The organism is Thermoactinomyces mirandus, assembly GCF_013868055.1.
Lineage (GTDB): Bacteria > Bacillota > Bacilli > Thermoactinomycetales > Thermoactinomycetaceae > Thermoactinomyces > Thermoactinomyces mirandus.
Genome location: NZ_JACEOL010000034.1, coordinates 1 through 23,449 on the forward strand (window position 1 = coordinate 1; position 23,449 = coordinate 23,449).

Annotated in this window: 24 protein-coding genes, 1 pseudogene and 1 CRISPR repeat array; of the genes and pseudogenes, 15 read left to right on the top strand and 10 right to left on the bottom strand. The window is 42.4% G+C overall.

Translation table 11 applies throughout. From position 1 onward, the window contains the following. Both H2C83_RS10760 and H2C83_RS10765 read left to right on the top strand, forming a co-directional pair. Positions 1-537: amidase domain-containing protein (locus H2C83_RS10760; protein WP_181740586.1), on the top strand; the 537-nt coding region annotated here is incomplete at its 5' end. A gap of 28 nt (positions 538-565) precedes the next feature. Then, a complete protein-coding gene (locus H2C83_RS10765) occupies positions 566-1,129 on the top strand; it encodes a hypothetical protein (RefSeq protein ID WP_181740588.1) in 564 nt (187 codons plus the stop codon). 29 nt (positions 1,130-1,158) lie between these two features. Here the strand turns inward: H2C83_RS10765 and H2C83_RS10770 are convergent, their stop codons facing one another. Beyond that, on the bottom strand, positions 1,159-1,398 hold the full coding sequence (locus H2C83_RS10770) for an Imm30 family immunity protein (protein ID WP_181740590.1): 240 nt from the start codon (positions 1,396-1,398) through the stop codon (positions 1,159-1,161). 438 nt (positions 1,399-1,836) lie between these two features. On the opposite strand from H2C83_RS10770, the gene H2C83_RS10775 reads away from it, so the two are divergent. After that, complete coding sequence (locus H2C83_RS10775; protein ID WP_246333860.1) at positions 1,837-2,073, top strand: CdiA family toxin C-terminal domain-containing protein; 237 nt, start codon at positions 1,837-1,839, stop codon at positions 2,071-2,073. Between the two features lie 15 nt (positions 2,074-2,088). Beyond that, positions 2,089-2,481, top strand: coding sequence for a ribonuclease toxin immunity protein CdiI (gene cdiI, locus H2C83_RS10780; RefSeq protein WP_181740592.1), 393 nt, complete (start codon positions 2,089-2,091; stop codon positions 2,479-2,481). Positions 2,482-3,096: 615 nt separating this feature from the next. Next, positions 3,097-3,796: a CRISPR direct-repeat array (repeat unit 30 nt; unit sequence GTTTCAATTCCTTATAGGTACGATCCAAAC). A 306-nt stretch (positions 3,797-4,102) separates the two neighbouring features. On the opposite strand, the pseudogene H2C83_RS18730 reads toward cdiI, so the two are convergent. Continuing rightward, a pseudogene (locus H2C83_RS18730) lies at positions 4,103-4,216 on the bottom strand (hypothetical protein); the annotation flags it as partial. A 423-nt stretch (positions 4,217-4,639) separates the two neighbouring features. Here H2C83_RS18730 and H2C83_RS10785 point away from each other — a divergent pair. The 8 genes from H2C83_RS10785 (at position 4,640) to H2C83_RS10815 (ending at position 9,555) form a co-directional block, all read left to right on the top strand. Then, on the top strand, positions 4,640-5,440 hold the full coding sequence (locus H2C83_RS10785; protein ID WP_181740594.1) for an arsenite methyltransferase: 801 nt from the start codon (positions 4,640-4,642) through the stop codon (positions 5,438-5,440). Positions 5,441-5,616: 176 nt separating this feature from the next. Continuing rightward, positions 5,617-5,994 carry an ArsR/SmtB family transcription factor gene (locus H2C83_RS10790; protein ID WP_246333862.1) on the top strand — a complete coding sequence of 126 codons (378 nt, stop codon included), beginning with the start codon at positions 5,617-5,619 and terminating at the stop codon, positions 5,992-5,994. A gap of 216 nt (positions 5,995-6,210) precedes the next feature. After that, positions 6,211-6,579, top strand: a complete 369-nt coding sequence (locus tag H2C83_RS10795; RefSeq protein ID WP_181740598.1) for an ArsR/SmtB family transcription factor — start codon at positions 6,211-6,213, stop codon at positions 6,577-6,579. A gap of 48 nt (positions 6,580-6,627) precedes the next feature. Beyond that, the gene (locus tag H2C83_RS10800) at positions 6,628-7,374 is read left to right on the top strand and encodes a permease (protein ID WP_312853904.1); all 747 of its coding nucleotides are present in this window, start codon (positions 6,628-6,630) and stop codon (positions 7,372-7,374) included. Positions 7,375-7,394: 20 nt separating this feature from the next. Continuing rightward, a complete protein-coding gene (locus H2C83_RS18695) occupies positions 7,395-7,631 on the top strand; it encodes a permease (RefSeq protein WP_312853905.1) in 237 nt (78 codons plus the stop codon). Between the two features lie 80 nt (positions 7,632-7,711). After that, a complete protein-coding gene (locus H2C83_RS10805; RefSeq protein WP_181740600.1) occupies positions 7,712-7,948 on the top strand; it encodes a thioredoxin family protein in 237 nt (78 codons plus the stop codon). Between the two features lie 1,045 nt (positions 7,949-8,993). Beyond that, on the top strand, positions 8,994-9,311 hold the full coding sequence (locus H2C83_RS10810; RefSeq protein WP_181740602.1) for a hypothetical protein: 318 nt from the start codon (positions 8,994-8,996) through the stop codon (positions 9,309-9,311). Next, complete coding sequence (locus H2C83_RS10815; protein WP_181740604.1) at positions 9,289-9,555, top strand: hypothetical protein; 267 nt, start codon at positions 9,289-9,291, stop codon at positions 9,553-9,555. The genes H2C83_RS10810 and H2C83_RS10815 overlap by 23 nt, the downstream gene beginning before the upstream one ends. A 277-nt stretch (positions 9,556-9,832) precedes the next feature. On the opposite strand, the gene H2C83_RS10820 is transcribed toward H2C83_RS10815, so the two are convergent. From H2C83_RS10820 to H2C83_RS10845, 6 genes are all read right to left on the bottom strand, one after another. After that, entirely contained in the window at positions 9,833-10,852 is a 1,020-nt protein-coding gene (locus H2C83_RS10820) for an ABC transporter ATP-binding protein (protein ID WP_181740606.1), read from the bottom strand. Further along, positions 10,845-11,870 carry an ABC transporter ATP-binding protein gene (locus H2C83_RS10825; protein ID WP_181740608.1) on the bottom strand — a complete coding sequence of 342 codons (1,026 nt, stop codon included), beginning with the start codon at positions 11,868-11,870 and terminating at the stop codon, positions 10,845-10,847. Before H2C83_RS10825 ends, H2C83_RS10820 begins: the two co-directional genes overlap by 8 nt. A 15-nt stretch (positions 11,871-11,885) precedes the next feature. Next, positions 11,886-12,818, bottom strand: a complete 933-nt coding sequence (locus H2C83_RS10830) for an ABC transporter permease (RefSeq protein ID WP_181740610.1) — start codon at positions 12,816-12,818, stop codon at positions 11,886-11,888. Positions 12,819-12,825: 7 nt separating this feature from the next. Then, complete coding sequence (locus H2C83_RS10835; RefSeq protein ID WP_181740611.1) at positions 12,826-13,755, bottom strand: ABC transporter permease; 930 nt, start codon at positions 13,753-13,755, stop codon at positions 12,826-12,828. A gap of 96 nt (positions 13,756-13,851) precedes the next feature. Beyond that, the gene (locus H2C83_RS10840) at positions 13,852-15,486 is read right to left on the bottom strand and encodes a peptide ABC transporter substrate-binding protein (RefSeq protein ID WP_181740613.1); all 1,635 of its coding nucleotides are present in this window, start codon (positions 15,484-15,486) and stop codon (positions 13,852-13,854) included. A 302-nt stretch (positions 15,487-15,788) separates the two neighbouring features. Then, positions 15,789-17,435 (bottom strand): peptide ABC transporter substrate-binding protein, encoded by a 1,647-nt coding sequence (locus H2C83_RS10845; protein WP_181740614.1) that lies wholly within the window; start codon positions 17,433-17,435, stop codon positions 15,789-15,791. A 188-nt stretch (positions 17,436-17,623) separates the two neighbouring features. Between H2C83_RS10845 and H2C83_RS10850 the strand changes: the two genes are divergently transcribed. Continuing rightward, entirely contained in the window at positions 17,624-17,971 is a 348-nt protein-coding gene (locus tag H2C83_RS10850) for a DUF3899 domain-containing protein (RefSeq protein WP_181740616.1), read from the top strand. A 60-nt stretch (positions 17,972-18,031) separates the two neighbouring features. On the opposite strand, the gene H2C83_RS10855 is transcribed toward H2C83_RS10850, so the two are convergent. Both H2C83_RS10855 and H2C83_RS10860 read right to left on the bottom strand, forming a co-directional pair. Further along, the gene (locus H2C83_RS10855; protein ID WP_181740618.1) at positions 18,032-18,385 is read right to left on the bottom strand and encodes a PqqD family protein; all 354 of its coding nucleotides are present in this window, start codon (positions 18,383-18,385) and stop codon (positions 18,032-18,034) included. Beyond that, complete coding sequence (locus H2C83_RS10860) at positions 18,385-20,289, bottom strand: OPT family oligopeptide transporter (RefSeq protein WP_181740620.1); 1,905 nt, start codon at positions 20,287-20,289, stop codon at positions 18,385-18,387. Before H2C83_RS10860 ends, H2C83_RS10855 begins: the two co-directional genes overlap by 1 nt. A gap of 353 nt (positions 20,290-20,642) precedes the next feature. Here H2C83_RS10860 and H2C83_RS10865 point away from each other — a divergent pair, with 353 nt between their 5' ends. Both H2C83_RS10865 and H2C83_RS10870 read left to right on the top strand, forming a co-directional pair. Then, positions 20,643-22,067, top strand: a complete 1,425-nt coding sequence (locus H2C83_RS10865; protein ID WP_181740622.1) for an FAD-binding oxidoreductase — start codon at positions 20,643-20,645, stop codon at positions 22,065-22,067. Further along, on the top strand, positions 22,040-23,392 hold the full coding sequence (locus H2C83_RS10870) for a (Fe-S)-binding protein (RefSeq protein WP_181740625.1): 1,353 nt from the start codon (positions 22,040-22,042) through the stop codon (positions 23,390-23,392). Before H2C83_RS10865 ends, H2C83_RS10870 begins: the two co-directional genes overlap by 28 nt. The last annotated feature ends 57 nt before the right edge of the window (positions 23,393-23,449 follow it).

The window sequence follows — 23,449 nt, forward strand, 5'->3', positions numbered from 1 at the left end:
CAGGGAAAATTCCACCCGGAATTTGAAAGAATGGATAGTTTTGGCACCAACCGCGGAGGAGACTGTGCCAACTTTGTTTCCCAATTGCTCCATGCCGGCGGACTTAAAATGAATGACGACTGGTATTATGAAAAAGGCACATTTATCCGCCATATCCCCATTCTCAACAGGCTCATCAAATATTTCTCCCCCAAGTGGGCCGTTGCTGATGAACAGTACTGCTACTTTTCTGATAAAAATAATGGTTATTCTGAAAAGACATTTCAAGTGGCTTCAATTGATGATTTAAGAGAATTGGAAGAAATGGGGGAAATTAAACCGGGCGACCTTCTTTATTGGGATTATGAGGATGATGGGAAGATGAACCATGCTACGATAATTACAAATGTTAATAGCGGTCAATTAAAGTATTCTGGTCATACAAATGACACTTATAATAAACCTATAGTAGACACACTCATTCAATACTACGAAGATTATGGTATCGAACCAAAATTACGTATTGTGAAAATGAAAGATCAGATTGAAATCAAATAAATTTCCTAAGAGACACAGGAGGTTAATTATGCGTTTTTTGAACATGAAGGTAATAACCGTTATCATTCTTTCCATTGTTTTATTAATCGGTGCCTTTATCGCCTTCTATCAGCTTGTACTAAATGATATCATGGAAGCCCAATTAAAAGATATCAAAATTGCTCCATTGAAGGAAAGGGTTAGTAGTAAAGATAGCCTTAATTCTTATGGACTAAGTGATGCTGAAAAAGACGAAATCTGGAACAATATCGATAATTATGAATATGTTATATATATATTTGAAATCAAAAACACTTCCTCTTGGCTGGCCTACAGTGTTCACCACCGTGTTCAACCTCAGTTTTCGGAATCAACTAAAAAATTACAAGTTAAAAATGAAAAACAATTGTTGTTTCCACAGAACCTTCCTCCAGGGGAATCTTACAAAACCAGTCTGAGTGCCATTATTAAAACAGACAACCAACTTTCCGGCCAGGAGATCCTCGATATTGTCAGCAAGGATCGCTTTACCATTACTGGAGGCCGGGAAGTTTGGGTAATACCTTTTGGAGATGAATCCATTACTGTCGGACCGTTTCAAAAGAATCAATAAATAGTAAACCGCTTTTCTCCGTTATGGGCTCAACCAGGGCATTTTAATAATGTTCTGGTTGAGCTGAACCCGGTGGTGGACAGCATCAAGCCTGTCATCACTTCATGCTCTTCCGTATCATCTTCAAAAACGCAATAAAGCTCTTTAATCGTCTTTCTGTCGAATTTTTGCCTGCCCAGACTCTCCAGTGCTTTTTCAAAAGCTTCGTATTCTTCATCAGTTCTTATAAACCGATTTTTATATAAAACATCCAGATCGTTCTTTAACATTTTTCACCCACCCTGTTTCTTACTAAAAAAGTCCCCGTATTTTTCTTTATGTAATCTTATGACTTCTTTCAGGCCTTGTCTAATCTCTTTTGTATATAAACCTTCTTCCATATATTTTTTCTCGCATCCCATATATCATGAGCCAGTGCATCCATGGATCCAGATCCCAATAGAACCAGTTTCCAGGTTTACGTCCATAAGTAGCAGTTTTTCTATGTCGTCCTCCACTACCAGGATTAGGTTGGCTCCATATTCATAGAAACTCCATCGTTTCTTGTATAACCCGGCGCGTTTTTATTTTTCATGTACTTGTCTTCTGGCATATGATGGGGAGCAATATTATCTCCTGGATATCCTTCTTTTTAGTAAATCCTTGTAGCTCCCGGCCTTCCCTTCTCCTGGCAATAAAGATCTTTGATTTGTGATTTTAGCAAACTTTTGAATAATGTCATGCAGCGACTTTCCGATCTGTTTCCCTACTTGCTTGAGGAATTCGGCTTAATCCTGCTTCTGTCGCAAATTGCAATTCAATGGGGAAAAGAAGCCATGCAAAAAGGAATCAATGCAAATAGAGTTAAAGATAGATTGGTGGAAGGATTTAGTTCCAATGGTATGAAGTTTGTCGGGTATTTAGATGACCAAGAAAAAATAAAAAACTTTTATCCTGCATTCTAAGGAGAGAGAAAAGAAATGAATAATCCTGAGGAAGAAGACTTTAAAATCATGGAAACAATTGAGGAAAAAGAAAAAGTTATAGATATTTATTTTACGATGATTGTTGGGGATTATTATTTTATCAAGTGCTTAAATGAATTTAAAGATCAAAGTGGCTTTGGAATAGAGTCATTTGGGATTCTCTTTTATCAAGATTTCGAAATATGGGACGAGTTCCGGTGTAAAGAAAATGAAGTTGCCTTATTAGATTATCCAGCTGCTGAAAAAGATCGAATAGGTTATCTGGATTTTCAGCAATTTTATCCGTATGTGTATCAATACGGACAAAGATTTATCCAAAAACATCCTGAAAGGAAAGAAGAAGTAACCCGGTTATTAAAGGAAATCAAGGAAAGTTGGGGGATCTAAAAAAATATTGGTATATGATGATTGGGCAGAGATGGCAAAGAGTCCACCTCTGTCCATTTTTATGATCGCATCTTGGAAAATTAAGATGAAAATGCAACATAAAAATCCTGCACTTGGACAGCATCAGCCGAGTTTATGCAGATCGCATTATTGCTCACCGGATTATAATACACAACCTATCAGGCACCATGCCACGGGTGATCCTCCTCACGGCTAAACAGAAAACCTGGTAAAAAGTTGCGAAGTTTTGCTATTTGCAATGATTTTTTACTTATTCTCCCAATGGTCTGAAACCAGGGAGAATTTTTTATGATCAGACATCAAAATATGCAAAAGAAATAAACAAACTATTTTATATTCCTTCGAATCAGCAAGCACCTTTATTTATCTTCCCTTTTTCAGCATTGCTGGAAAAGGCTACTTATTGGCAGTTGTGAATCAGAGTGAAATGCGGATCGTCCATTGTGCAAAGAGTTTGTCAGTTTCCAGAATCCGGATTGCTGGATTGTACCCGCCCGGGGAGGTTTGTGCAATGTATTGCACAGACTCAAACCTCACCCTTCCTCAAAAAAAGTAAACCAGGCGCCTTTAATGGCCCTGGCTGATTCAAAATCGCTTTCAATTCCTTATAGGTACGATCCAAACGGAGGTCGACGACAAATTATTATCAACTCTTTTCGTGTTTCAATTCCTTATAGGTACGATCCAAACTTTTTTGTTCCTCTGCTTCATCCCCTTCACCTGACAAAGTTTCAATTCCTTATAGGTACGATCCAAACTATTTCCCGCTTTCGAAAATTTTCGCGGAGGAGGGGGAGTTTCAATTCCTTATAGGTACGATCCAAACGTATATCGAGAAATTCATTTTCGAAAATGAATTGTAGTTTCAATTCCTTATAGGTACGATCCAAACCGCTTACGAATGTGTCCCTTCATCCGAATCCCCCTTGTTTCAATTCCTTATAGGTACGATCCAAACACTGCTTGTCCGCAAACTCTTCGCGCTTTTTCCAGTTAGTTTCAATTCCTTATAGGTACGATCCAAACGGCTAAAAACACTCAAAGGAGCGATTACATTGTATCAGTTTCAATTCCTTATAGGTACGATCCAAACGTTTTTTCAAATGGATCAGCAGGATTTGAAACAGGGTTTCAATTCCTTATAGGTACGATCCAAACTTAGGATTGAAAATTATCCCGTTACAACCAGGGTCGTTTCAATTCCTTATAGGTACGATCCAAACTTGTTTAGACTCAAAGAGCCGGAAAAGCAGAAAACCGTTATGTTTCAATTCCTTATAGGTACGATCCAAACCCCAAAAAGTGTTGCTATTAAGCCATTCTACAAACAACCATTTTTTCCTCTTAACTGACTCACTTTTGGGCAAAAAAATAAAGAATCCAGTTAACATGCAGTTTTCAGGAGGTTTTATCAGAATATTCCGTGTCGTCGATCTCCCGGGTTTACTCCTCTACTGGAGGTCGACGACAATTGATGGCCATTGATTCAGTGCCATATATTTTTCTTCTCTCCTTTTTTCAAGTCCATTTATTCCTTTGGTTTTCAGTTAAAAGGTTTAATATAATTCAATACAATTATGGAATGTTGCCTTGAATTTTTTTATATTCCCCAACTCTCCTTGATTTCCTTTAACAATCGGGTCACTTCTTCTTTCCTTTCCGGATGTTTTTGGATAAATTTTTGTCCATATTGATACTCATACGGATAAAATTGTTGAAATCCAAGTAACCTATTCTATCTTCTTCAGGTGCTGGATAATACATTGTTAACTTTATCTTTATTTGTCGTAAGATAATATAGACGTTAAATAATGCATCAACTTTTTTTGATGTATACATTGATTCATCAAAATAATTTGATGTATACTCAAATCAGGAAAAATTGATGTGTGGTGACAGCAGGTGCAACCTTGCTGGACAATAGACAAAACTCCCCCACGAAGGGCTGGAACAATCCCATGATCCCAAGCGTAAACATAGGCTGGATTCCTAGCCGAAACAGGTAATCTTTGTCAAGGCAAATTAAAAAGCTAACTTTTGAATTTAAAAGGATATCATTTGGGAAAACACAAGGGAAGAATACAGGAAGCAAGTGATTAAGTGGGAAACTTAAATCTAAAGACGGAGGAATTATAATATGAATGATTATAAAAAGGATGAAATCCGACAATCTGTCCGGAGCCGTTACAAGAAAATTGCTATACGTGGTTTAGATTCAGAGAATTGCTGTTCACCAACATCCGGGTGCTGTGGCACTCCAAATGATTATAAAGAAATATCAACCAAACTGGGATACTCTGATGATGAGTTGTCCGCAGTACCGGAAGGAGCCAATCTGGGACTTGGTTGTGGCAACCCACAATCTATTGCGGAGTTAAATCCTGGTGAAGTGGTGTTGGATTTGGGAAGTGGAGGTGGGTTCGATTGCTTATTGGCTGCACGTCAGGTTACTGAAAGTGGCCGCGTAATCGGTGTGGATATGACACCCGAAATGATAAGCAAATCCCGCAGTAATGCATCCAAAGTTGGTGTTACCAACGCAGAATTTCGACTGGGAGAAATTGAACATTTACCCGTTGCGGACAATTCGGTAGATGTCATCATCTCCAATTGTGTAATCAACCTTTCTCCTGATAAACCCCAGGTATTCAGGGAAGCCTGCCGGGTGTTGAAATCTGGCGGACGGCTGGCTATTATGGACATTGTGACAACAACAGAACTTCCGGAGAAAATCAAAAAAAATCTGAATGCTTATACGGGTTGTGTTTCAGGGGCATCGTCTATTAAGGAAACAGAATTGATGCTAAAACAAAGTGGATTTACACAGATCTGTATTGAACCGAAAGATGAGTCAAGGGAATTTATCAGAGACTGGATACCTGGCACGAACATTGAAGATTATATTGTTTCAGCAGTAATAAAGGCAATTAAACCCTAAAAATAGGCGTGCAGATCGCTAAAATAATTAGGGGCATCAGCCAGAATAGGCGTGTTTACAGTTTTAAGCAAATGCCAAAGGAAAGTCCAATGCACAACTTTGTTAATACACGCTGGACAACCCCAAAACAAAAAGAAACTGATTGTGGTTCAGTAAAATAAAATGAGGTGAGTGCGATGACCTTATCTACTGAAAAATTTGCTCAAATTGCTAAGGCCCTGAGCGATCCGACTCGTATCAAAATTCTTGAACTTGTTAAAGCCAGGTACGATCAACTGGGGACTACGCCTGTTGCTTGTTGTCCTGATGGAGTTTGTGTTTGTGTTATTCAGAAGCAAATGAATATGGCACAATCAAAAGTGTCTTATCACATAAGAGAACTCAAACAGGCATCCTTGCTTCATGAAATGAAACAAGGAAAATGGAACTTCTACTCCATTAATACAGATACACTACAAGCTTATCAAAAGACCATTCAAGAGCGTTATTTAATAGAAAGCGAAGATGTAATAAGGGCTACTCCAGTTCCAGAATCAACTTCTGATCTAGAGTAGATATTAAATCGGGTACAGGCAGTTTATGAGTGTCAAGGAAATAGAGAAACTCAAAAGATAGAAGGCCACTCCTGATTTAAGCAGATGTGGTTTCTCTATTTCCCCTTCTTGAGTAATTTTCATTCCAGATTATATGCAATTACTATAAATAAAACTAGAAAACTAGAAAACTAAAAATATAGGTATATAATATAAGACAGAGGGAGGGTAAACATTATGAAAACAGATTGGATTCCAAAGTCAGATGAAGAAATGGAGAAAATTCGTCAACAGACAAAGAAGCAATTTCCAATGATAACGAACAGTGAATTAATAAATATCTCGGCCTTTTTTAAAGGGTTGGGAGATGAAACCCGTTTAAAAATTATTTTTTTACTTTGGATGGAAGATTTGTGTATGTGCGAAATTGTTGCAGCTTTGAATGGAGCATCTTCAACGATTAGTCATCACTTGAAAATCATGGAAAAAGGAGGAATTATTAAATCAAGGCGTGAGGGAAGATTTACAATTTATCGTGTAAATAAAGATAAATTAGCACCGATCATTGCCTATTTAAATAAAGGAAGTGATGAAATTCCTCGATAGTTATGACATGAAATGAGTCTTTACAGAAATGTTTAGAGGTGAATCTGTATGAGTATTTTTGAATGGTTAAATAACCAATTACTCAAAATGGAATGGCTAAGTGATTTAGTTACTTTACTAGTTAAAAATGTATTTGGGTTAGATATAAATGAAAAAATCGGAGGAAGTATTCACTTCTTTTTGTATGATGTCATAAAAATATTTATTTTACTTTCTGTTCTTATATTTTTTATCTCCTATATTCAAAGCTTTTTTCCACCAGAAAGAACAAAGAAAATTTTGGGCGAATTTAAGGGGATTACAGCAAATATTTTGAGTGCTTTACTTGGCACAGTGACACCATTTTGTTCTTGCTCATCGATTCCTTTGTTTATTGGATTTACAAGTGCGGGATTACCTATTGGAGTTACCTTTTCGTTCTTAATCTCATCCCCTCTTGTCGATTTAGCCTCTGTCATTTTACTGGCTAGTATTTTTAATTGGAAGGTGGCGATTGCCTATGTCATCGTAGGTCTTATTTTGGCTGTCGTCGGTGGAACGATTATAAGTCAGTTGAAACTAGAAGAGTATATAGAACCGTTTGTTTATAATAATAAAATGATGGATGTTGAACAAGAAGAACTGACTACCCATGATCGAATCAAATATTCGAGAGATCAAGTATCAGATATCATTAAAAAAGTATGGCTATACATTCTGATTGGTGTTGGAATAGGTGCTGCCATTCATAACTGGATTCCAGAATCCATTATTCATGCATTTCTCGGTCAGGATAAATGGTATTCTGTTCATTAGCAACGTTTGTCGGGATTCCGATGTATGCAGATATCTTTGGAACCCTACCTGTTGCTGAAGCCTTGGTTGGAAAAGGAGTAGGGATTGGAACGGTTCTTGCCTTTATGATGGCGGTAACTGCACTTTCGCTCCCATCTATCATCATGTTGAAAACGGTTGTTAAGCCCAAGCTTTTAACCATATTTGTAGTTGTTGTTACTATTGGTATTCTTATTATTGGGTATACCTTCAATGCATTTGGTTACATTTTTGTATAAGATTGATTTGAAAGAACCTGTTCTGTTGAAACACCCAGAGTCAGTTAGATTTTTAAAAAATATATTGGGAGTGACTAACTATGATTATCAAGATTTTAGGTTCTGGATGTAGAAACTGTGTAAACTTAGAAAAAAATACTAAACAAGCATTAAAAGAAATGGGCAAGGAAGCCGAAATTATTAAAGTAACAGATATAAAAGAGATTATGACTTATGGGGTTATGTCTACACCTGCACTGGTCATTGATGAAAAGGTTGTTTCTTATGGAAAGGTTTTGAAGCCGAAGGATATTATTAAAATACTTGAAGAAAATTAATAACCTTTAAAAAGAAATTGCGCTTCAACGATATCCTAAGGAGACAGGATTTCAAGAAGTGGGGTATTTAAAAATCATGGTGTCCTGGATGAATTTTTTATAGATCTGATACCTATTAAGAAATAATAAATGTCAGCCTCATCATTTTATATATGGCTGACATTTTTTTTCATTTGACAAAGTTATATGTGAATGACTATATCCAAAACGGAAATCAGAAGGAGTTGTGGTATTTGTTCGTTCAGTCCTTTCCTCTGACGCTGCTACTATTTTCTAAAATATACAATGCACAATGCAACTATTCAAACACGATAAGCCATATATTTATTTCCAGAAAAGTGCTTAAAACATAGGGAGGGAAATTTATTGATTTAGATTGGCGGCCAGGAGAAAAAAATAAAGAATCCGGTTAACATGCGGTTTTTGGAAGATTTTATCAGAATATTCGATGTCGTCGATCCCCCAGGGTTCCTCCTCTACTCACGGTCGACGACAGGATGTCTGCAATACAAACCAATGCTGCATGAAGGTGTAGCAGGGTTGGGGCCGCCATGTTTGAACCCCATTTTGCTTCAGTTCTCCATCATATTTTCTCCTTGTTGATTTTTGATTAATTCCAACATTTCCGGTCGAGATTTTTTTTGTCTATAGTCCACAGAAAAGTTAACAAAAAATCAGTTCTTTAATGAATACAATATTTAAGATTTTATATAAAATTTAGATAAATGGATAAATATATTTTATAAAATAAATATACAGAAACTAATGAATTTTATTTGCATTACCATATTTCTGACCAGTAAAGAAGGGGGACGCAAATGCGTAAAAAATTCATTCTAATCCGTTTTAAATCTCCTAAACCTGCTTATTGTCACATATGAAAAAGATGACCAATTATCGTGGAGTAATGGGGAATGGAAATGCGGACACTGTTTTGCAGTAGTTGAGCCAAATTAAGCCGCGATTTGACAAAATATTTAGTGGAAAACACTTTTCCCTCCAGGTTATACTGGCTTTACAGTTTCCGGGAGGAAGGTGTTTTCTTTTGGGTAAACGGTATGAACAAGCATTTCTTGACAGGTACAAACCTGCGGTATTAGGTTGGAATGGTAAACTGTTCAATGAGATTTACTACCAACAGCTTGTCAAGTATCCACGCATTTATCCATTTGAGAAAAAAGGTTATATATTCTTCCAAAACGACAAGCTAAAAAATGAGTATGTGGAACGGATGAGCAAAGTAAAAAACAGCTATGAAAAACACATTGTTTTAGGGGAAATGCTTGGCTTTCCCAAAATGTCAGTAAAAAAGTATGCCGAAATGCGGGCTTTGGAGGACGATGGGGGAATATCCGGGAATTGAGAAAAAGCAGGTTGTAGGCGTTGAATGGGCTGGTTTTTATTTTGCTACATACCTTGATTTTATTGAAAGTGAAATTAACTGGATGTGGGAGACATATAAGCATCCAAAAGCAGTAAACAATCCTCTTTATCTGTGGGCACCCGATATAGAAGCTATCGAAATTCCTTACAAAAACGATACGGCACTGAAAGAAGCAGTCCATTTCATCAAGTTGAAACGAAACCAGGTAACCATTAACGCCTAAACTGTCCAGTGCCAATACCACCTGCTTTATTGGATCATTTAGACTGTATTTCTCAATAAATACAGAGGAGAATCAGACTTTTATTTATAAAGGCATGCGAGCAATCTCGTAATTTTTTGAATTTTTTGTCATTCCCGGGTGCTCGTATTTCAGCTTTTTTCCCAACAGAGCAAATTTATCCAGGAAAAAAATCCCCTCCGGTTGTCTGTTAGCTCATTTTTGCCAAATAGGCTTTTTTCACAGTCAACCCTGAGGGGATCATACCACACGGCCGGGTTTACTTTTGCTCTTTATCATACAAATGGCAAGCCACCCAATGGTTGGGGACGACTTCTTTCCATTCGGGGGCGGCTATGGCGCAAAGTTCCATCACTTTCGGACATCGTGTCCGGAAACGGCAGCCGCTGGGTGGATTGATCGGGCTGGGCACATCTCCTTCCAGGATAATGCGTTCCCGTTTTTTGGAAGCATCAGGGTCCGGGATCGGTACAGCGGACAATAATGCTTCCGTATACGGATGGAGCGGATGGCCATACAACTCTTCGCTGTTTGCCAGCTCCACCATATTCCCCAGATACATGACCCCAACACGGTCAGAAATATATTTCACCATCGAAAGATCATGGGCAATAAACAAATAGGTCAAGCCATGCTCTTTCTGAAGCTTTCGCAACAGATTGACCACTTGCGCCTGAATCGATACATCCAGGGCGGAAATCGGTTCATCGGCAATGATAAATTCCGGTTTTACGGCTAGGGCACGGGCAATTCCGATCCGTTGCCGCTGACCCCCGCTAAATTCATGGGGAAAGCGATTGGCATGCTCCGCATTCAGTCCGACCACTTTCAAGAGATCAATTACCCGTTTCCGCCGCTCTTCCCCTCTGGCGAGGCCATGAATGTCAAGTCCCTCCGCAACAATATTCAGGACGGTCATGCGCGGGTTCAGTGAAGCATATGGGTCCTGGAAAATCATTTGCATTTTCTGATTGAACTCTTTCAGTTTTTTCCCTTTCAGTTGATAGATATCATCCCCTTTAAAAGTAACCGATCCTTCCGTAGCATTATATAGCCGGATCAGTGTACGGCCGATGGTTGACTTGCCGCAGCCTGACTCTCCCACCAACCCGAACGTTTCGCCGCGGTATACATCAAACGAGACACCGTCGACCGCTTTCACCACCTGGCCGCTGCCCAAATGAAAATGCTTTTTTAATCCTTTTACAGACAAAATGACTTCCCGGTTATTCTTTGCTGGTGCTTTTGTCACCTGGTTTGCCCTTTCCTGTTTACTCATCAGCCTCTCCTCCATTCCGTCCCGTATGTTTATTCGCTTTGGGAGCCATAGGATGTTCCAGCCAGCAGGCTACCTGATGGGTGGAAGAAAGATCTGTCATCTCCGGCATATACTCGGTACATACCTTCATGGCATGACGGCAGCGTGCTGCAAACGGGCATCCTTTTGGAGGAGATATCAAATCAGGAGGCGATCCCGAAATGGGAAGCAATTCCTGTTCATGGTGCAAATCAAGCCGCGGCATGGACGCCATCAATCCCCATGTATACGGATGATGGGGATTGAAAAAGACTTCGTGCAGTGTTCCGGTTTCAACAACGATTCCGGCATACATCACGACGACACGGTCGGCGATATCCGCAACAACCCCCAAATCATGGGTAATCAGGATAATAGAAGTGCCAAACTTTTCTTGCAGTCTTTTCATCAAATCAATAATTTGCGCCTGAATGGTTACATCCAGCGCGGTGGTAGGTTCATCTGCGATCAGCAGCTTCGGCCGGCAGGAGAGCGCAATCGCAATCATCGCCCGTTGCCGCATGCCGCCGGAAAATTGATGCGGATACTGTTTTGCCCGCGACTCAGGACTGGGAATCCCAACCATACGCAACAGTTCAATTGCCTTTTGTCTGGCTTTCGACGATCCCAATTTTTGATGTTTTATCAGGCTTTCTGTGATCTGACGCCCCACAGTCATGGTTGGATTCAGCGAGGTCATCGGATCCTGGAAAATCATTGCAAGCTCGGAACCCCGAATCTTTTCCATCTGTTTATCGGAAACTTTTACCAAATCCCTGTCTGCAAAGTGGATTTCCCCATGCCTGATGATACCGGGCGGCTGGGGAATCAGACGCATTATCGTCTGGGAGGTTACACTTTTCCCACAGCCGGACTCGCCTACGATCGCGACTGTTTCCCCTTTGTTGACATAAAAGTTGACTCCGCGTACTGCTTTTACTTCACCATTATAAGTCGTAAAAGAAACATGCAAATCTCTGACATCCAGTAATTTGCTCATCCTCATCCCCCCTCCTTACTTGCGCATCCTTGGATCAAGTGCGTCTCTCAAGCCGTCTCCCAGCAAGTTGAAAGCCAGCATAATCAGACAAAGGACCGTTGCTGGATAAAACAGTTGATACGGATAAATCTGCAAAAACTTGGACCCGTCGAAAACGAGTGACCCCAGGCTTGCCAGAGGCGGGCGAATCCCAAGACCAATAAAACTAAGGAAGGCTTCAAAGAAAATGGCGGATGGAATCGCAAACGTGACTGCAATAATAATCGGTCCCATTACGTTAGGAATCAAATGTCTGGTCAGAATGTGCCGGTGACCGGCTCCCAAGGTACGGGCGGCCAGGACATACTCCTGTGACTTCAGTTTCAGAATCTGGGCACGAACAACCCGCGCCATCGGCACCCAGCCCGTAATCGACAACGCCAGGGCAATCGGAATAATCCCCGGTTCAAAAATCAACAGCATCAGGATGATAATGATCAAATTGGGAATCGAGTATAAAATTTCCACAATTCTTTGCAAGACCATATCGACACGGCCGCCGAAATATCCTGAAACGCTTCCGACAGTCACACCGATCAAAAGATCAAACAACGCTGCCAGAAAGGCGATTTGCAGCGACACCTGCGCCCCGTTCCATGTACGCTGCCAGAGGTCGCGTCCAAAACTGTCTGTTCCGAAATAGTGATCCTCAAACGGCTCCATATTTTGAATTGCGATGTTTTGCGACTCGTAATCATACCCATTCATCAATGGTCCCGCAAAAGCAAAAAAACCAATGATCAAAATGATAAAAAGTCCGATCATCGCACCCCAGTTGGTTCGGAACCGGCGTACCGCATCCTTCCAGAAACCGACCCGCTCCCGCGCCATCTCCTCCCCGGCTGACTCATTCATCCCAACAAACTCAAACATCTCTGGTGTCAAACTTTTCATGTTTTTTTCGCTCATATCTCTGTCACTCCCTTGCACCAGCAAGTCGAATCCGGGGATCAATAATTCCATACAAAATGTCAACAACAAAAATGGTGACCAGAATCAAAACCGCATAAAAAATGGTTACACCCATAATCAACGTATAATCATTGACCTGGATGGACTGTACGAAAAATTCGCCAATTCCGGGGATGGCAAAGATCGTCTCAACAACCAGCGATCCGGTAATAATATTGACTGCCAGCGGACCTAGAACCGTTACAGCCGGAATTAATGCATTTCTCAGCGCATGACGGAAAATAATCGCCTGTCTTCCAAGTCCCTTCGCTTTCGCCGTTTTCATGTAGTCCTGGTCAAGCACTTCCACCATCTCTGTCCGGATATAACGCGACATTTGGGCAATAACAAAGAAGGATAGCGACAAAGATGGCAAAATGGTATGCTCGTAGGTTCCCCACAAAGCGGTCGGCAACAGTTGCCACTTGACGCCAACCCAGTAACTTAACAGACCCGCCATGACAAAACTGGGAATCGATACACCTGCCACGGCAACAATCGTTGCAATGTTATCCAGCAACCCTCCGTGGCGAAGAGCGGCAGCAACTCCGAGAAACAATCCGACCACAACACCAAAGACCAGTGCCTGCATTCCGATAAAGGAAGATGCCTGAAATCCTTCCAGCAGCATTTCTGTGACAGACCGGCCGTCATAAGTCAATGATTTTCCCAGGTCTCCCTGAACCAGACGTCCCAAAAAATTCATGTACTGCACAGGAAGCGGATCATTGAGCCCGTAAGTTTCCATAATCTGATCCCGAATCAATGGAGGAAGCTTCTCTTCATTCTGAAGCGGGGTTCCCGGCAAGGAATGCATCAGAAAAAAGGTTGCGGTCACGATGATCCACAAGGTAACGATCATGTAACCCAATCGGGTAAGTGTATACTTAATCATATCCATTCACATCCTTTCCTGACATAATCAAGTAAGGAGAAGGTATATGCCACCATCCGTGACATATACCTTCACTGCAGGAAAAATCTCTCCCTGTTATTTTCCGGTTTCAACATACGTCCATTTCAAGGTATATTCCGGTCCGATAGCACTCCAGTACCAATCTTTGATAAACGGTTTTTTCACAGCCATCTCCGTACGGAAGTACAGCGGTACGATCGCAGCATCATCAATTAAAACTTCTTCTGCCTTTTTCAGATCTTGGAAACGTTCTTTGAAATCTGCATTTTCTTTTGACTTCCGGATGAGCTGGTCATACTCCGGATTGCTGTATTTGCCGCGGTTGAAAGCATTATCCGTCGTAAACAGATCCAGGAACGTCATCGCGTCGTTGTAGTCCGGGCTCCAACCGGATACCAACAGATCAAAGCGTTGCGTTTTTCCTCTCTCCAGGCGTTCCTTGAATGGAACGGAAGTGATCTGGACATCGGCTCCCAGGTTAACCCGCAATTGTTCCTTGATAAATTGCAGGTTGGCTTTTGCCCCGGTCGTATCGTCGCCAAGCAATTCAATCGTCGGCGCCTTGGTCAGGCCCAACTCCTTCAATCCTTCCTGCCACAATTGTTTTGCTTTGGCGGGATCGAATTCGGGCTCCAGTTTGACCAGGTCTCGATATTTTTTATTTTCATCAACGCCGCTTGCTTTGATAAATGGCGGAACAAGACCGCCTGCCGGAATTGATCCGTTTTTCAGGATTCCCTTGACAAATGTATCCCTGTCAATAGCAAGTTGGATCGCTTGCCGGATTTTCCGGTTTTTAAAGAAATCCTTGGTTTGATTCATTTCAAGGTACCAGCTGGACCCGTCATAAATGGCAAAAGTGTTGGGATCATCCTTGAAAGCATCAATAAATTCAGAAGTCAATTTGGTAAAATCCAGTTTACCCGTATTGTACAGATTGACCAGAGTGGTATTGTCCTTGACAATTTGCCAGTTAACCTCTTCCAGCTTGACAGTATCCTTGTCCCAGTAACTCGGGTTCTTTTTCACCTGGAAGCTTTGGTTGTGTTTCCAGTCTGTAAAAATAAACGGTCCATTGTAGACCATGGTGTCTACTTCCAATGAATACTTGTCTCCATATTTTTCAACAATATCCTGCCGTTGCGGCAAGTATGTTGAAAAGCACAATAGATCCTTAAAGTACGGAATCGGACGCTCCAGTACAACTTGCAATGTTTTGTCGTCCAATGCCCTGACACCTACGTCATCCACTGACCCTTTTCCGGTGTTGTAAGATTCTGCGCCTTTAATCGGATAAAGAATGTATGCATACTCAGACGCTGTTTCAGGATTTAATGCCCGCTTCCATGCAAACTCAAAATCATGGGCGGTAACGGGCTTTCCATCGCTCCACTTCGCATCGCGAACCGTAAAGGTCCAGGTTAACTGGTCAGCACTCACTTCCGGTTCTTTGGCAGCCATCCCCAAAACAGGTTTGCTGTCTTTGTCCAAACGGTAGAGCCCTTCCATGACATTGCCAAGAATCATGGATGATACAACGTCAGTTGTTTTGGCACTGTCTAATTTTGGCGGTTCCTGAATTTCCGCCAGATTCAAGACCTGGCTGTTTTTGGTTTCTGTATCGCCGCCGCCAAAACTGCAAGCCGATAAAACCATTACTGCAATCAAAAGCAAAGAAACCAAAGTTGATATTCTGAATCTTCTCGCCAAACTTGTCTGCCCCCTTTTTTCAAGATTTTGAAGATATATAGTTCAGACCAATGGATTGGTCATAAACCCGAGTTAGTAACAATATATACAAAAACCGCACTTCAAATCGGTGGAAATGCAATTAGAGCAAATCAAGCAAAATTTCCAACTATTTTTTATTCTAATTTCATCAAATTTTAAGGGTATAATTATATTTAACTCATTATTTGCCAATTTGTAAAGGGGTTACCCTTTAGAAAATTGTAGGAAATTCTACTTAAAAAAATTGAGCCTCTGTTTCTGAGGCCCAATTCAACCCGGCATCACTTATCTTTTTCTTTTGTAATATATGCCCATTTCAAAGTGTATTCTGGGCCAAACGGGTGGCGGTACAAGTCTTTTACATAAGATTTCTGCACAAACACCTTGGAGTGATAAATCAACGGAACAAACGCTGCCTGTCCCTTTCCGTCCACACCGACCAGCAGCGACTCCGCCTGTTTCAGATCCTGGAATTGCATCTTCGGATCAGAGGTATCACCTGCCTGCACAATCAATTTGTCATAGTTCGCATTTGAGAAATGGGAGAAATTCATTTCATTGCGGGAATGCCAGATCTCAAAGAAGTTCAGCGGGTCGTTATAGTCCGCTACCCAGCCAAGCATCGCCATGTCGAAGTCCCCGTTTTTCACTTTATTGACATGCAGTTTCCAGGTCGGAGAATCCAGTTTGATCTTGAGATTCAGGTTTTTCCGTAACTGTTCTTTCACATTGATGGCCACATCGCGAAGCGGGGTGGAATCATAGCTTACCATCACAATGTCACTGGGCGGGGCGCTTAAACCCAGTTCCTTCAGTCCTTCGTTAAACAGCTGGCGGGCACGGGTTACATCCGTCTCAACGTAATTCCCGGCAAGCTCCCGAAAACTCTTCCCGGCAACTCCGCTAATCGACGGCGGAATAAGGGCCCCAGCCGGCTTTGAGCCGCCCTTCATAATATCATTGGCTATTGTATTTCGATCAATGGCCAGCGTAATGGCTTTTCTTATTTTTTCATTTTTAAAAAAAGAATTTTGGTGATTGAAAAGAATATAATAGTTTCGAGCGCGCTCTACTTCTACATACTCTTCCGTATTTTTAAAGGCATCCACAAACGCCTGGTTCAGGGTGGCCACATCGATATTTCCGGAATTGTACAGATTGATCCCTGTTGTCAGATCCTTTACAACACGGATCTCTACCGTTTCCAAAGTTACTCCGTTTTTATCCCAGTAATGATCATTTTTTGCCAGAAGTACTTTTTCCGGTGTCCTGCTTACCACCTTGAACGGACCATTATACAGGGATTTGTCAGCAGACGACCCATACTGACCGCCGTATTTTTCGACAAAATCCTTGCGTTGCGGCATAAACGCGATCATCGTTGTACGCTGTATAAAGTTCAGCGTCGGCTTTTCCAGTTCAACCACCAGCGTATGATCATCAACGGCTTTTACGCCGACAGCAGATTCGTCAACTTTCCCGTTATTATATTCCTGCGCATTTTTGATTGGAAAAAACACATATGCATATTCGGAATCGGTTTTCGGGTCAAGCACCCGTTTCCATGCATATTCAAAATCATGCGCCGTTACCGGTTTGCCATCGCTCCACTCTGCTTCTTCACGAAGTTTGAATGTATACTTTGTCTTGTCCGGACTGATTTCGTACTCATAGGCTATTCCATTTTCAGGTTCCTTTTCCGGTCCCATTCTCATTAATCCCTCGTTCACGTTGTTGAGAACATTAAAGGTAATCGCATCACTCGCTTTTACCGTATCAAGGGTTGTGATTCCACCTTCTTCAGCAATTCTCAGCACCTGATTGTCGCTTAAGCCGGAATTCTGCGAATCCCGTGGTTGAAAACTGCAACCGCTAAGTACTAAACTAAAGGTGACAACAATTCCCAACATAGTTTGCCAGGACTTCAACACAATTCCCCCCCTTTAAAACCTGATTCCGGATCCAATCTTTTCTGATAATTGGATCAAATCATGAAACCGTGAACCTGACTCGTAACATTATAAAGTAAATAACTGTTTTAGAAAAGGTTATAACAGGGCAATCCAAAAGAAACCATATTTTATTCACATATCTAACTGTTAGAACGGAGGAAAACATGTCCAGATATGCTTATCCAATCATAACACTTTTGATCTTCAGTCTCCTGTTGACCGGGTTTACCTCAAACGACCAGCTTGCTTCATTTATTAACCATTCTTTTTTGACCGGCCTGCTTTTCCTGATCATCGGTGCCATCACCCACGTGATCAAATCGGGGGTTTTTTCCATGTTTATCAAGTCCTTCAAAAAAATCAACAGACTTCCCGGGTCTCATCCGGATGAAGAACCGGATCCCGTTCTGAAAGAAGAGCGTGATCACTTCTATCATCTCGTCCAAGTCACGTTTTTAAGCACCGGTTTGATTCTTTCCTTCATTTCTGTTGCTTCGCTGCTCTTCATGTGACTGCCCGCAAAGTGAAAAACCGGCTGTTGACAGGCAATTGCCAACAGCCGGACTAATCTGTTATTCTTTCCACTCTATCCAGCCATTTGCCTCGATAATTTCCAAAAATTTAGCCAGTCTCGGCAAAGTCGGTTCTGCCTTCTCGCCAAATTCCAGCTCCACTTTTCGCATGATTTCACCTACTGTATGTTTGCCATCACACAATTGGATGACAAAACTGCCAATCTGATCCAGCCTTACTTTATTGACCGGCGGCTGCTTCAGGAAACGGACGGAAAACCGCTCAATCCAGCTGGTGCGCGGGATGACAATATATACTGCTTTCTTCTCTCCCTCAACCTGTTCTACCGTAAGGCAAGGTTTTAAAGAAGGAAGCAACTCCAGTAAATTAACAGTGCGCTTCTTGTTTAGCATCACTGGACTGAAGAAGAATTTTTTCCATTTTTATTCGCAAATTTTACCGTAATAAACCACAAAAGGATTGTCATCCCGAGGAAAAGAATTAATGGCAGCAATTGGCCTTCCACCAGCAGCGGAGCGGCCGGATCAATGATGCCGGGCACAATCAGAAGGGCGATAATAACACTGATCAATGCTTCTCCTGCAATCAATCCGGAAGCAAACAGTGTGCCAGTTTCTTCCCGACTTTGTTTAACTTTCTGATCTTTCGCAAATCGTTCCACCACCCAGCGAACAATACCCCCTATCATAATCGGAGCACTGATCGAAGCGGGCAAATAAAATCCTACGGCAAAGGTTAAGGAGTTGATGCCCAAAAATTCAATGCAAACAGCCATGGCTACTCCAATAATAATCAATTCCCATGGCAGGTTACCCTGCATTAAACCTTCTACGATGATTTTCATTAAGACCGCTTTTGGAGCCGGCAGGGTCATACTCCCGATTTCATAGGCTTTATCAAACAGGACCAATACATAACCAATTAACAAACCACTTGCAATTACCCCTATTAGCATGGCTATCTGTTGTTTCCATGGTGTGGCTCCGACCAGATAACCGGTTTTCAGGTCCTGTGAAATATCCCCGGCAACTGCGAGAGCAACACAAACAATGGCTGCGGTTGTCAGCGAGGCAACCATTCCTGTTTCTCCGGACATACCCGCCGCCTTGAACAGGATAGTGGTTATCAGCAAAGTGGCAATCGTCATTCCGGAAACGGGCATGGAAGAACTTCCGACAATTCCAACAATCCTGGATGCCACAGCTACAAACAGGAAACCGAACACGGCGATGGCGATTGCCCCGATGATCCCCACTTCGGTGACCGGGGAAAAGGCAATAACCAAAATCAGCAAAATGGAACCGCCCAAAATATAGGGGACGGAAATATCCTTGTTTGTTCTTTCAATACTTATGACTGTATTTTGATGTTTAAAAAACCCTTTTATGGTATCACGAATCGATGCAAAGAGCATGGGCAGCGTTTTAACAAGCGTAATCAATCCGCCCATCGCCACAGCCCCCGCTCCGATATAACGGATATATCCATCGTAAATCGCTGCTGCATCCAATTGGCCAACCGGATCTTCCAGCGGAAAGAAAACCATCGGACTTCCCTGGGCAAAAAACGAAATCATCGGAATAAACACTATAGAAGCCAGAAGTCCCCCTGCAATCATTTGTCCGGCGATCCGCGGCCCAATGATATATCCTACTCCAAGCAGAGCCGGCATCGTATCCATGCCAATCACAGCATTTTTGTAACCAGGTATTTGTGCTGCTACAGAGGTCTTGAAAAATCTCAAGCCATCTCCCAATGCTTTGAACAAACCGCCAACAAGAAAACCGGATAAAATAAGCTGTGCATTCTTCCCTCCTGTTTCCCCTGATTTTAATACTTCGGCACAAGCGGTTCCTTCAGGATATGGAAGAACTCCATGTTCATTAACAATTAATAAACGGCGCAAGGGAATCATCATCAGGACGCCTAAAAAGCCACCAGTCAATACAATAAAAGCAATCACTCCCTGACTTGGGGTTAAATTCCACAAGTAAAGAGCTGGCAATGTAAAAATAGTTCCAGCGGCGACCGCTTCCCCTGCGGTTGTCATGGTCTGGACAATATTGTTTTCCAAAATGGATTTTCTGCGAAAAAAGCCTCTTAAAACCGCCATCGAAATCACAGCAGCCGGAATAGAGGCTGAAACTGTCAACCCAATCCGGAGGCCCAAGTACGCATTGGCAGCTCCGAAAACAATCGCCAGAATAATACCCAATACGATTGAAAGAACGGTCAGTTCAGGGAGAGACTTGGCTGCCGGGACGTAAGGAACAAAGTTTTGCTTGTTTTTTGACATATGTGCACCACCTTATTGTAAAATTGTTTTGACAAATATAAATGTTAACATGCTAACACTATATATTTTAACACGATACATCGATATATTGAATTGTTTCAATTATTTATTTAGATTTATATGATCGATAGTAACTTAAAAGTAGTAAATGTAAATAAAAGAATTTACAAAACAAAAGATATTCAATTATTATTTTGTTAAATATATTTAATTTTGTATATATAATAAAAAAATAATTATCGTATAATTGTGAAAATTCATGTTAATCTATTTCTGTTATGATACTATGGAAATAAACCCCTTTTTCATCAATTTTTATCTTTCAATTCCTAAAAACAGGAAGTGATTGAATCATGTCAGCTTCAAAAATTATTCATGAACTGGAACAAATTGTTGGAAAAAAATACTGCCGGACAGACCAGGAGGCCAGACTTACCCATTCATATGATGCAACTCCCCTCTTTCAGGCATGGCCTCATGTCGTTGTCTATCCGCAAACCACTGAACAGGTCCAGGCGTTGATGAAAGTTGCGCACAGGGAAAAAATTCCCGTAATCAGCCGCGGCTCCGGCACCAATCTGGGCGCTTCGGCCGTTCCGGTTCAAGGCGGCATTGTCATGGTTTTCACACGCATGAACAAAATCCTGGAAATTGACGAGAAAAATTTGACTGTCACTGTTCAGCCGGGAGTCATTACCAGACAATTGCACGATGCGGTGGAAGCGCATTCTCTGTTTTATCCTCCCGATCTCGGCAGTATGGCCATCTCCACCATCGGCGGAAATATCGCTCAGGGGGCGGGCGGACTGAGAGGTTTGAAATATGGAACAACCACCGATTATGTTCTGGGACTTGAAGCCGTGCTTGCCAATGGAGATATCATCCGAACCGGCGGCAAACTGACAAAAAACGTCTCCGGTTATGATGTGACCCGGTTCCTGGTCGGATCGGAGGGAACATTGGCAATCATTACCGAGGCAACCTTGAAACTGCTTCCGAAGCCTGCTTTCCAGCAAACGATGGCCGTCTACTTTTCCGGTCTGGATGCGGCTGCTGAAGCGGTCTCGGCCATCATTTCCGCCCGCATTATTCCCTGTACGCTGGAATTCATGGATCAGGGAACGATGAAAGTTGTGGAAGAGTATGCCGGAATCGGTCTCCCTGTTGACCAGAAAGCGATGTTAATCCTGGAACAGGATGGGCCGAAGGAACTTGTGGAAAAAGATCTGGCTCAAATGGAACAGATTTGCCAAAACCTGAATGCGACAAAAATCGAGATTGCCAAAACCGGTAAAGATCGCATCAAAATTCTTGAAGCACGCCGCACCACTTTATCCGCCCTGGCGAGGGCAACCGCCACCACCATTCTGGAAGATGCGACCGTGCCGCGTGCATCCATTCCGGCCATGATTCGTAAAATCACTGAAATCTCCGAACGATACAATGTCCGCATTTGTACTTTCGGACATGCCGGAGACGGCAATCTTCACCCCACATGCATGACAGACTCGCGGAATCAGGATGAACTCGCCCGCGTGGAAAAAGCATTTGCGGAAATTTTCAATGCTGCCCTGGAACTTGGCGGAACCATAACCGGCGAACACGGTGTCGGCCTGGCAAAAGCACCTTATATGAAACAGCAATGGGGAATTGCCGGTATCCATTTGCTCAATCGAATCAAGGAAGCCTTTGATCCCCATCACCTCCTTAATCCCGGAAAAATCTTTTATCAATCAGAGGAGGAAAAAACATGCCAAAATCGACCTGCCCACCCCTGAACCAGGTATCTGAACGGAACCTGTCTCTTGCAGAAGCACTGCAAAACACATTGGATGAAGATCAACTGACACAATGCATGCGTTGCGGTTTTTGCCTTCCTGCCTGTCCAACCTATCGGGAAACCGGTTTTGAAGATGCATCGCCCCGGGGAAGAATCGCCCTGATGAAAGCCGTTTATGACGGCGAGATCAATCCGGGGAAGGACTTTATCAATCAAATCAATCTCTGTCTCGGATGCCGGGGCTGCGAACCGGCTTGTCCCGCCGGTGTATCGTATGGCCGTCTGCTGGAACAGTCCCGTTCTGCCATCTATCAGCACAAACCGGCCAACAGGATAGGCAAGTCTTTCCAACAGATATTGTTGCGGCAATTTTTCCTTCATCAGAACCGGTTAAAAAAGGCTGGCTCCCTGCTGGGATTTTATCAACGTTCCGTCCTGAAAATACTGGTGGATTGTACCCGTTTGAATCATATCCTGCCCAAACAGATCCGGGATCTGGAATCGATCCTCCCTGTCGTGGAACCCGTTTCTGATCTCCAAACTGTTCCTCCCGCCAAACCGGTCGGGCGCGTCGGTTTGTTTCGGGGCTGCATTATGGATGTCCTGTTTGCCAGAACCAACCAGCATACCATTCAACTATTGAATGCTGCCGGTTATGAAGTGATCATTCCGGATGACCAGACCTGTTGCGGAGCGCTTCACGCCCACACCGGGGACCGGAACCAGTCAGTCCGGCTGGCCAAACAGAATATCGAGGCCTTTGCCGGCATCGATGTTGTCTGTTCAAATGCGGGCGGATGCGGAGCCATGCTGGTGGAATACGCGGAGCTGTTAAAAGACGAACCTGAATGGCACCAAAAAGCCTTGTCTTTTGAGAAAAAGATCAGGGATATCAGCGAGTTGCTGTATGACCAGATCGAACGACTGTCATTCCGCACTCCGGTTCATCAGCGCGTTACCTATCAGGATTCCTGCCATCTGATAAATGGTATGAAAGTGACCACACCGCGCCGGCTCCTGAAAAAAGTGGAAAACACAACCTTCGTGGAATTGACAGAAGCAAACCGTTGTTGCGGATCGGCCGGAATATACAATATTTTGCAGCCGGAAATGGCGAACCGTTTACTGAAGGAAAAAATGGGGCATGTAAAAAACACCCGGGCTGATGTCCTGATCACAAGCAATCCCGGATGTCTGTTGCAAATGAAACTGGGAGTGAATCGGGCCGGATTGGCGGGCAGCATGGAAGTGATGCATCTCGTTGATTTTTTGGCGGAAAACATCCAAAATAAGCAATCAGGCATGATTGGGACGGGGCAATAGCCAGCAGTTGTCAGATCCGGGAAAACGGCCAAACCTCAAAGCGGCCTGGGCACCACT

Coding starts and splice junctions, on each gene's coding strand:
- H2C83_RS10795 (WP_181740598.1), top strand. CDS start 6,211: ATGAAAACAGATTGGATTCCAAAGTCAGATGAAGAAATGGAGAAAATT.
- H2C83_RS10820 (WP_181740606.1), bottom strand. CDS start 10,852: ATGAGTAAACAGGAAAGGGCAAACCAGGTGACAAAAGCACCAGCAAAG.
- H2C83_RS10765 (WP_181740588.1), top strand. CDS start 566: ATGCGTTTTTTGAACATGAAGGTAATAACCGTTATCATTCTTTCCATT.
- H2C83_RS18695 (WP_312853905.1), top strand. CDS start 7,395: ATGTATGCAGATATCTTTGGAACCCTACCTGTTGCTGAAGCCTTGGTT.
- H2C83_RS10785 (WP_181740594.1), top strand. CDS start 4,640: ATGAATGATTATAAAAAGGATGAAATCCGACAATCTGTCCGGAGCCGT.
- H2C83_RS10850 (WP_181740616.1), top strand. CDS start 17,624: ATGTCCAGATATGCTTATCCAATCATAACACTTTTGATCTTCAGTCTC.
- H2C83_RS10800 (WP_312853904.1), top strand. CDS start 6,628: ATGAGTATTTTTGAATGGTTAAATAACCAATTACTCAAAATGGAATGG.
- H2C83_RS10815 (WP_181740604.1), top strand. CDS start 9,289: ATGGGGGAATATCCGGGAATTGAGAAAAAGCAGGTTGTAGGCGTTGAA.
- H2C83_RS10825 (WP_181740608.1), bottom strand. CDS start 11,870: ATGAGCAAATTACTGGATGTCAGAGATTTGCATGTTTCTTTTACGACT.
- H2C83_RS10860 (WP_181740620.1), bottom strand. CDS start 20,289: ATGTCAAAAAACAAGCAAAACTTTGTTCCTTACGTCCCGGCAGCCAAG.
- H2C83_RS10870 (WP_181740625.1), top strand. CDS start 22,040: ATGCCAAAATCGACCTGCCCACCCCTGAACCAGGTATCTGAACGGAAC.
- H2C83_RS10770 (WP_181740590.1), bottom strand. CDS start 1,398: ATGTTAAAGAACGATCTGGATGTTTTATATAAAAATCGGTTTATAAGA.
- H2C83_RS10830 (WP_181740610.1), bottom strand. CDS start 12,818: ATGAGCGAAAAAAACATGAAAAGTTTGACACCAGAGATGTTTGAGTTT.
- H2C83_RS10805 (WP_181740600.1), top strand. CDS start 7,712: ATGATTATCAAGATTTTAGGTTCTGGATGTAGAAACTGTGTAAACTTA.
- H2C83_RS10855 (WP_181740618.1), bottom strand. CDS start 18,385: ATGCTAAACAAGAAGCGCACTGTTAATTTACTGGAGTTGCTTCCTTCT.
- H2C83_RS10790 (WP_246333862.1), top strand. CDS start 5,617: ATGACCTTATCTACTGAAAAATTTGCTCAAATTGCTAAGGCCCTGAGC.
- H2C83_RS10865 (WP_181740622.1), top strand. CDS start 20,643: ATGTCAGCTTCAAAAATTATTCATGAACTGGAACAAATTGTTGGAAAA.
- cdiI (WP_181740592.1), top strand. CDS start 2,089: ATGAATAATCCTGAGGAAGAAGACTTTAAAATCATGGAAACAATTGAG.
- H2C83_RS10835 (WP_181740611.1), bottom strand. CDS start 13,755: ATGATTAAGTATACACTTACCCGATTGGGTTACATGATCGTTACCTTG.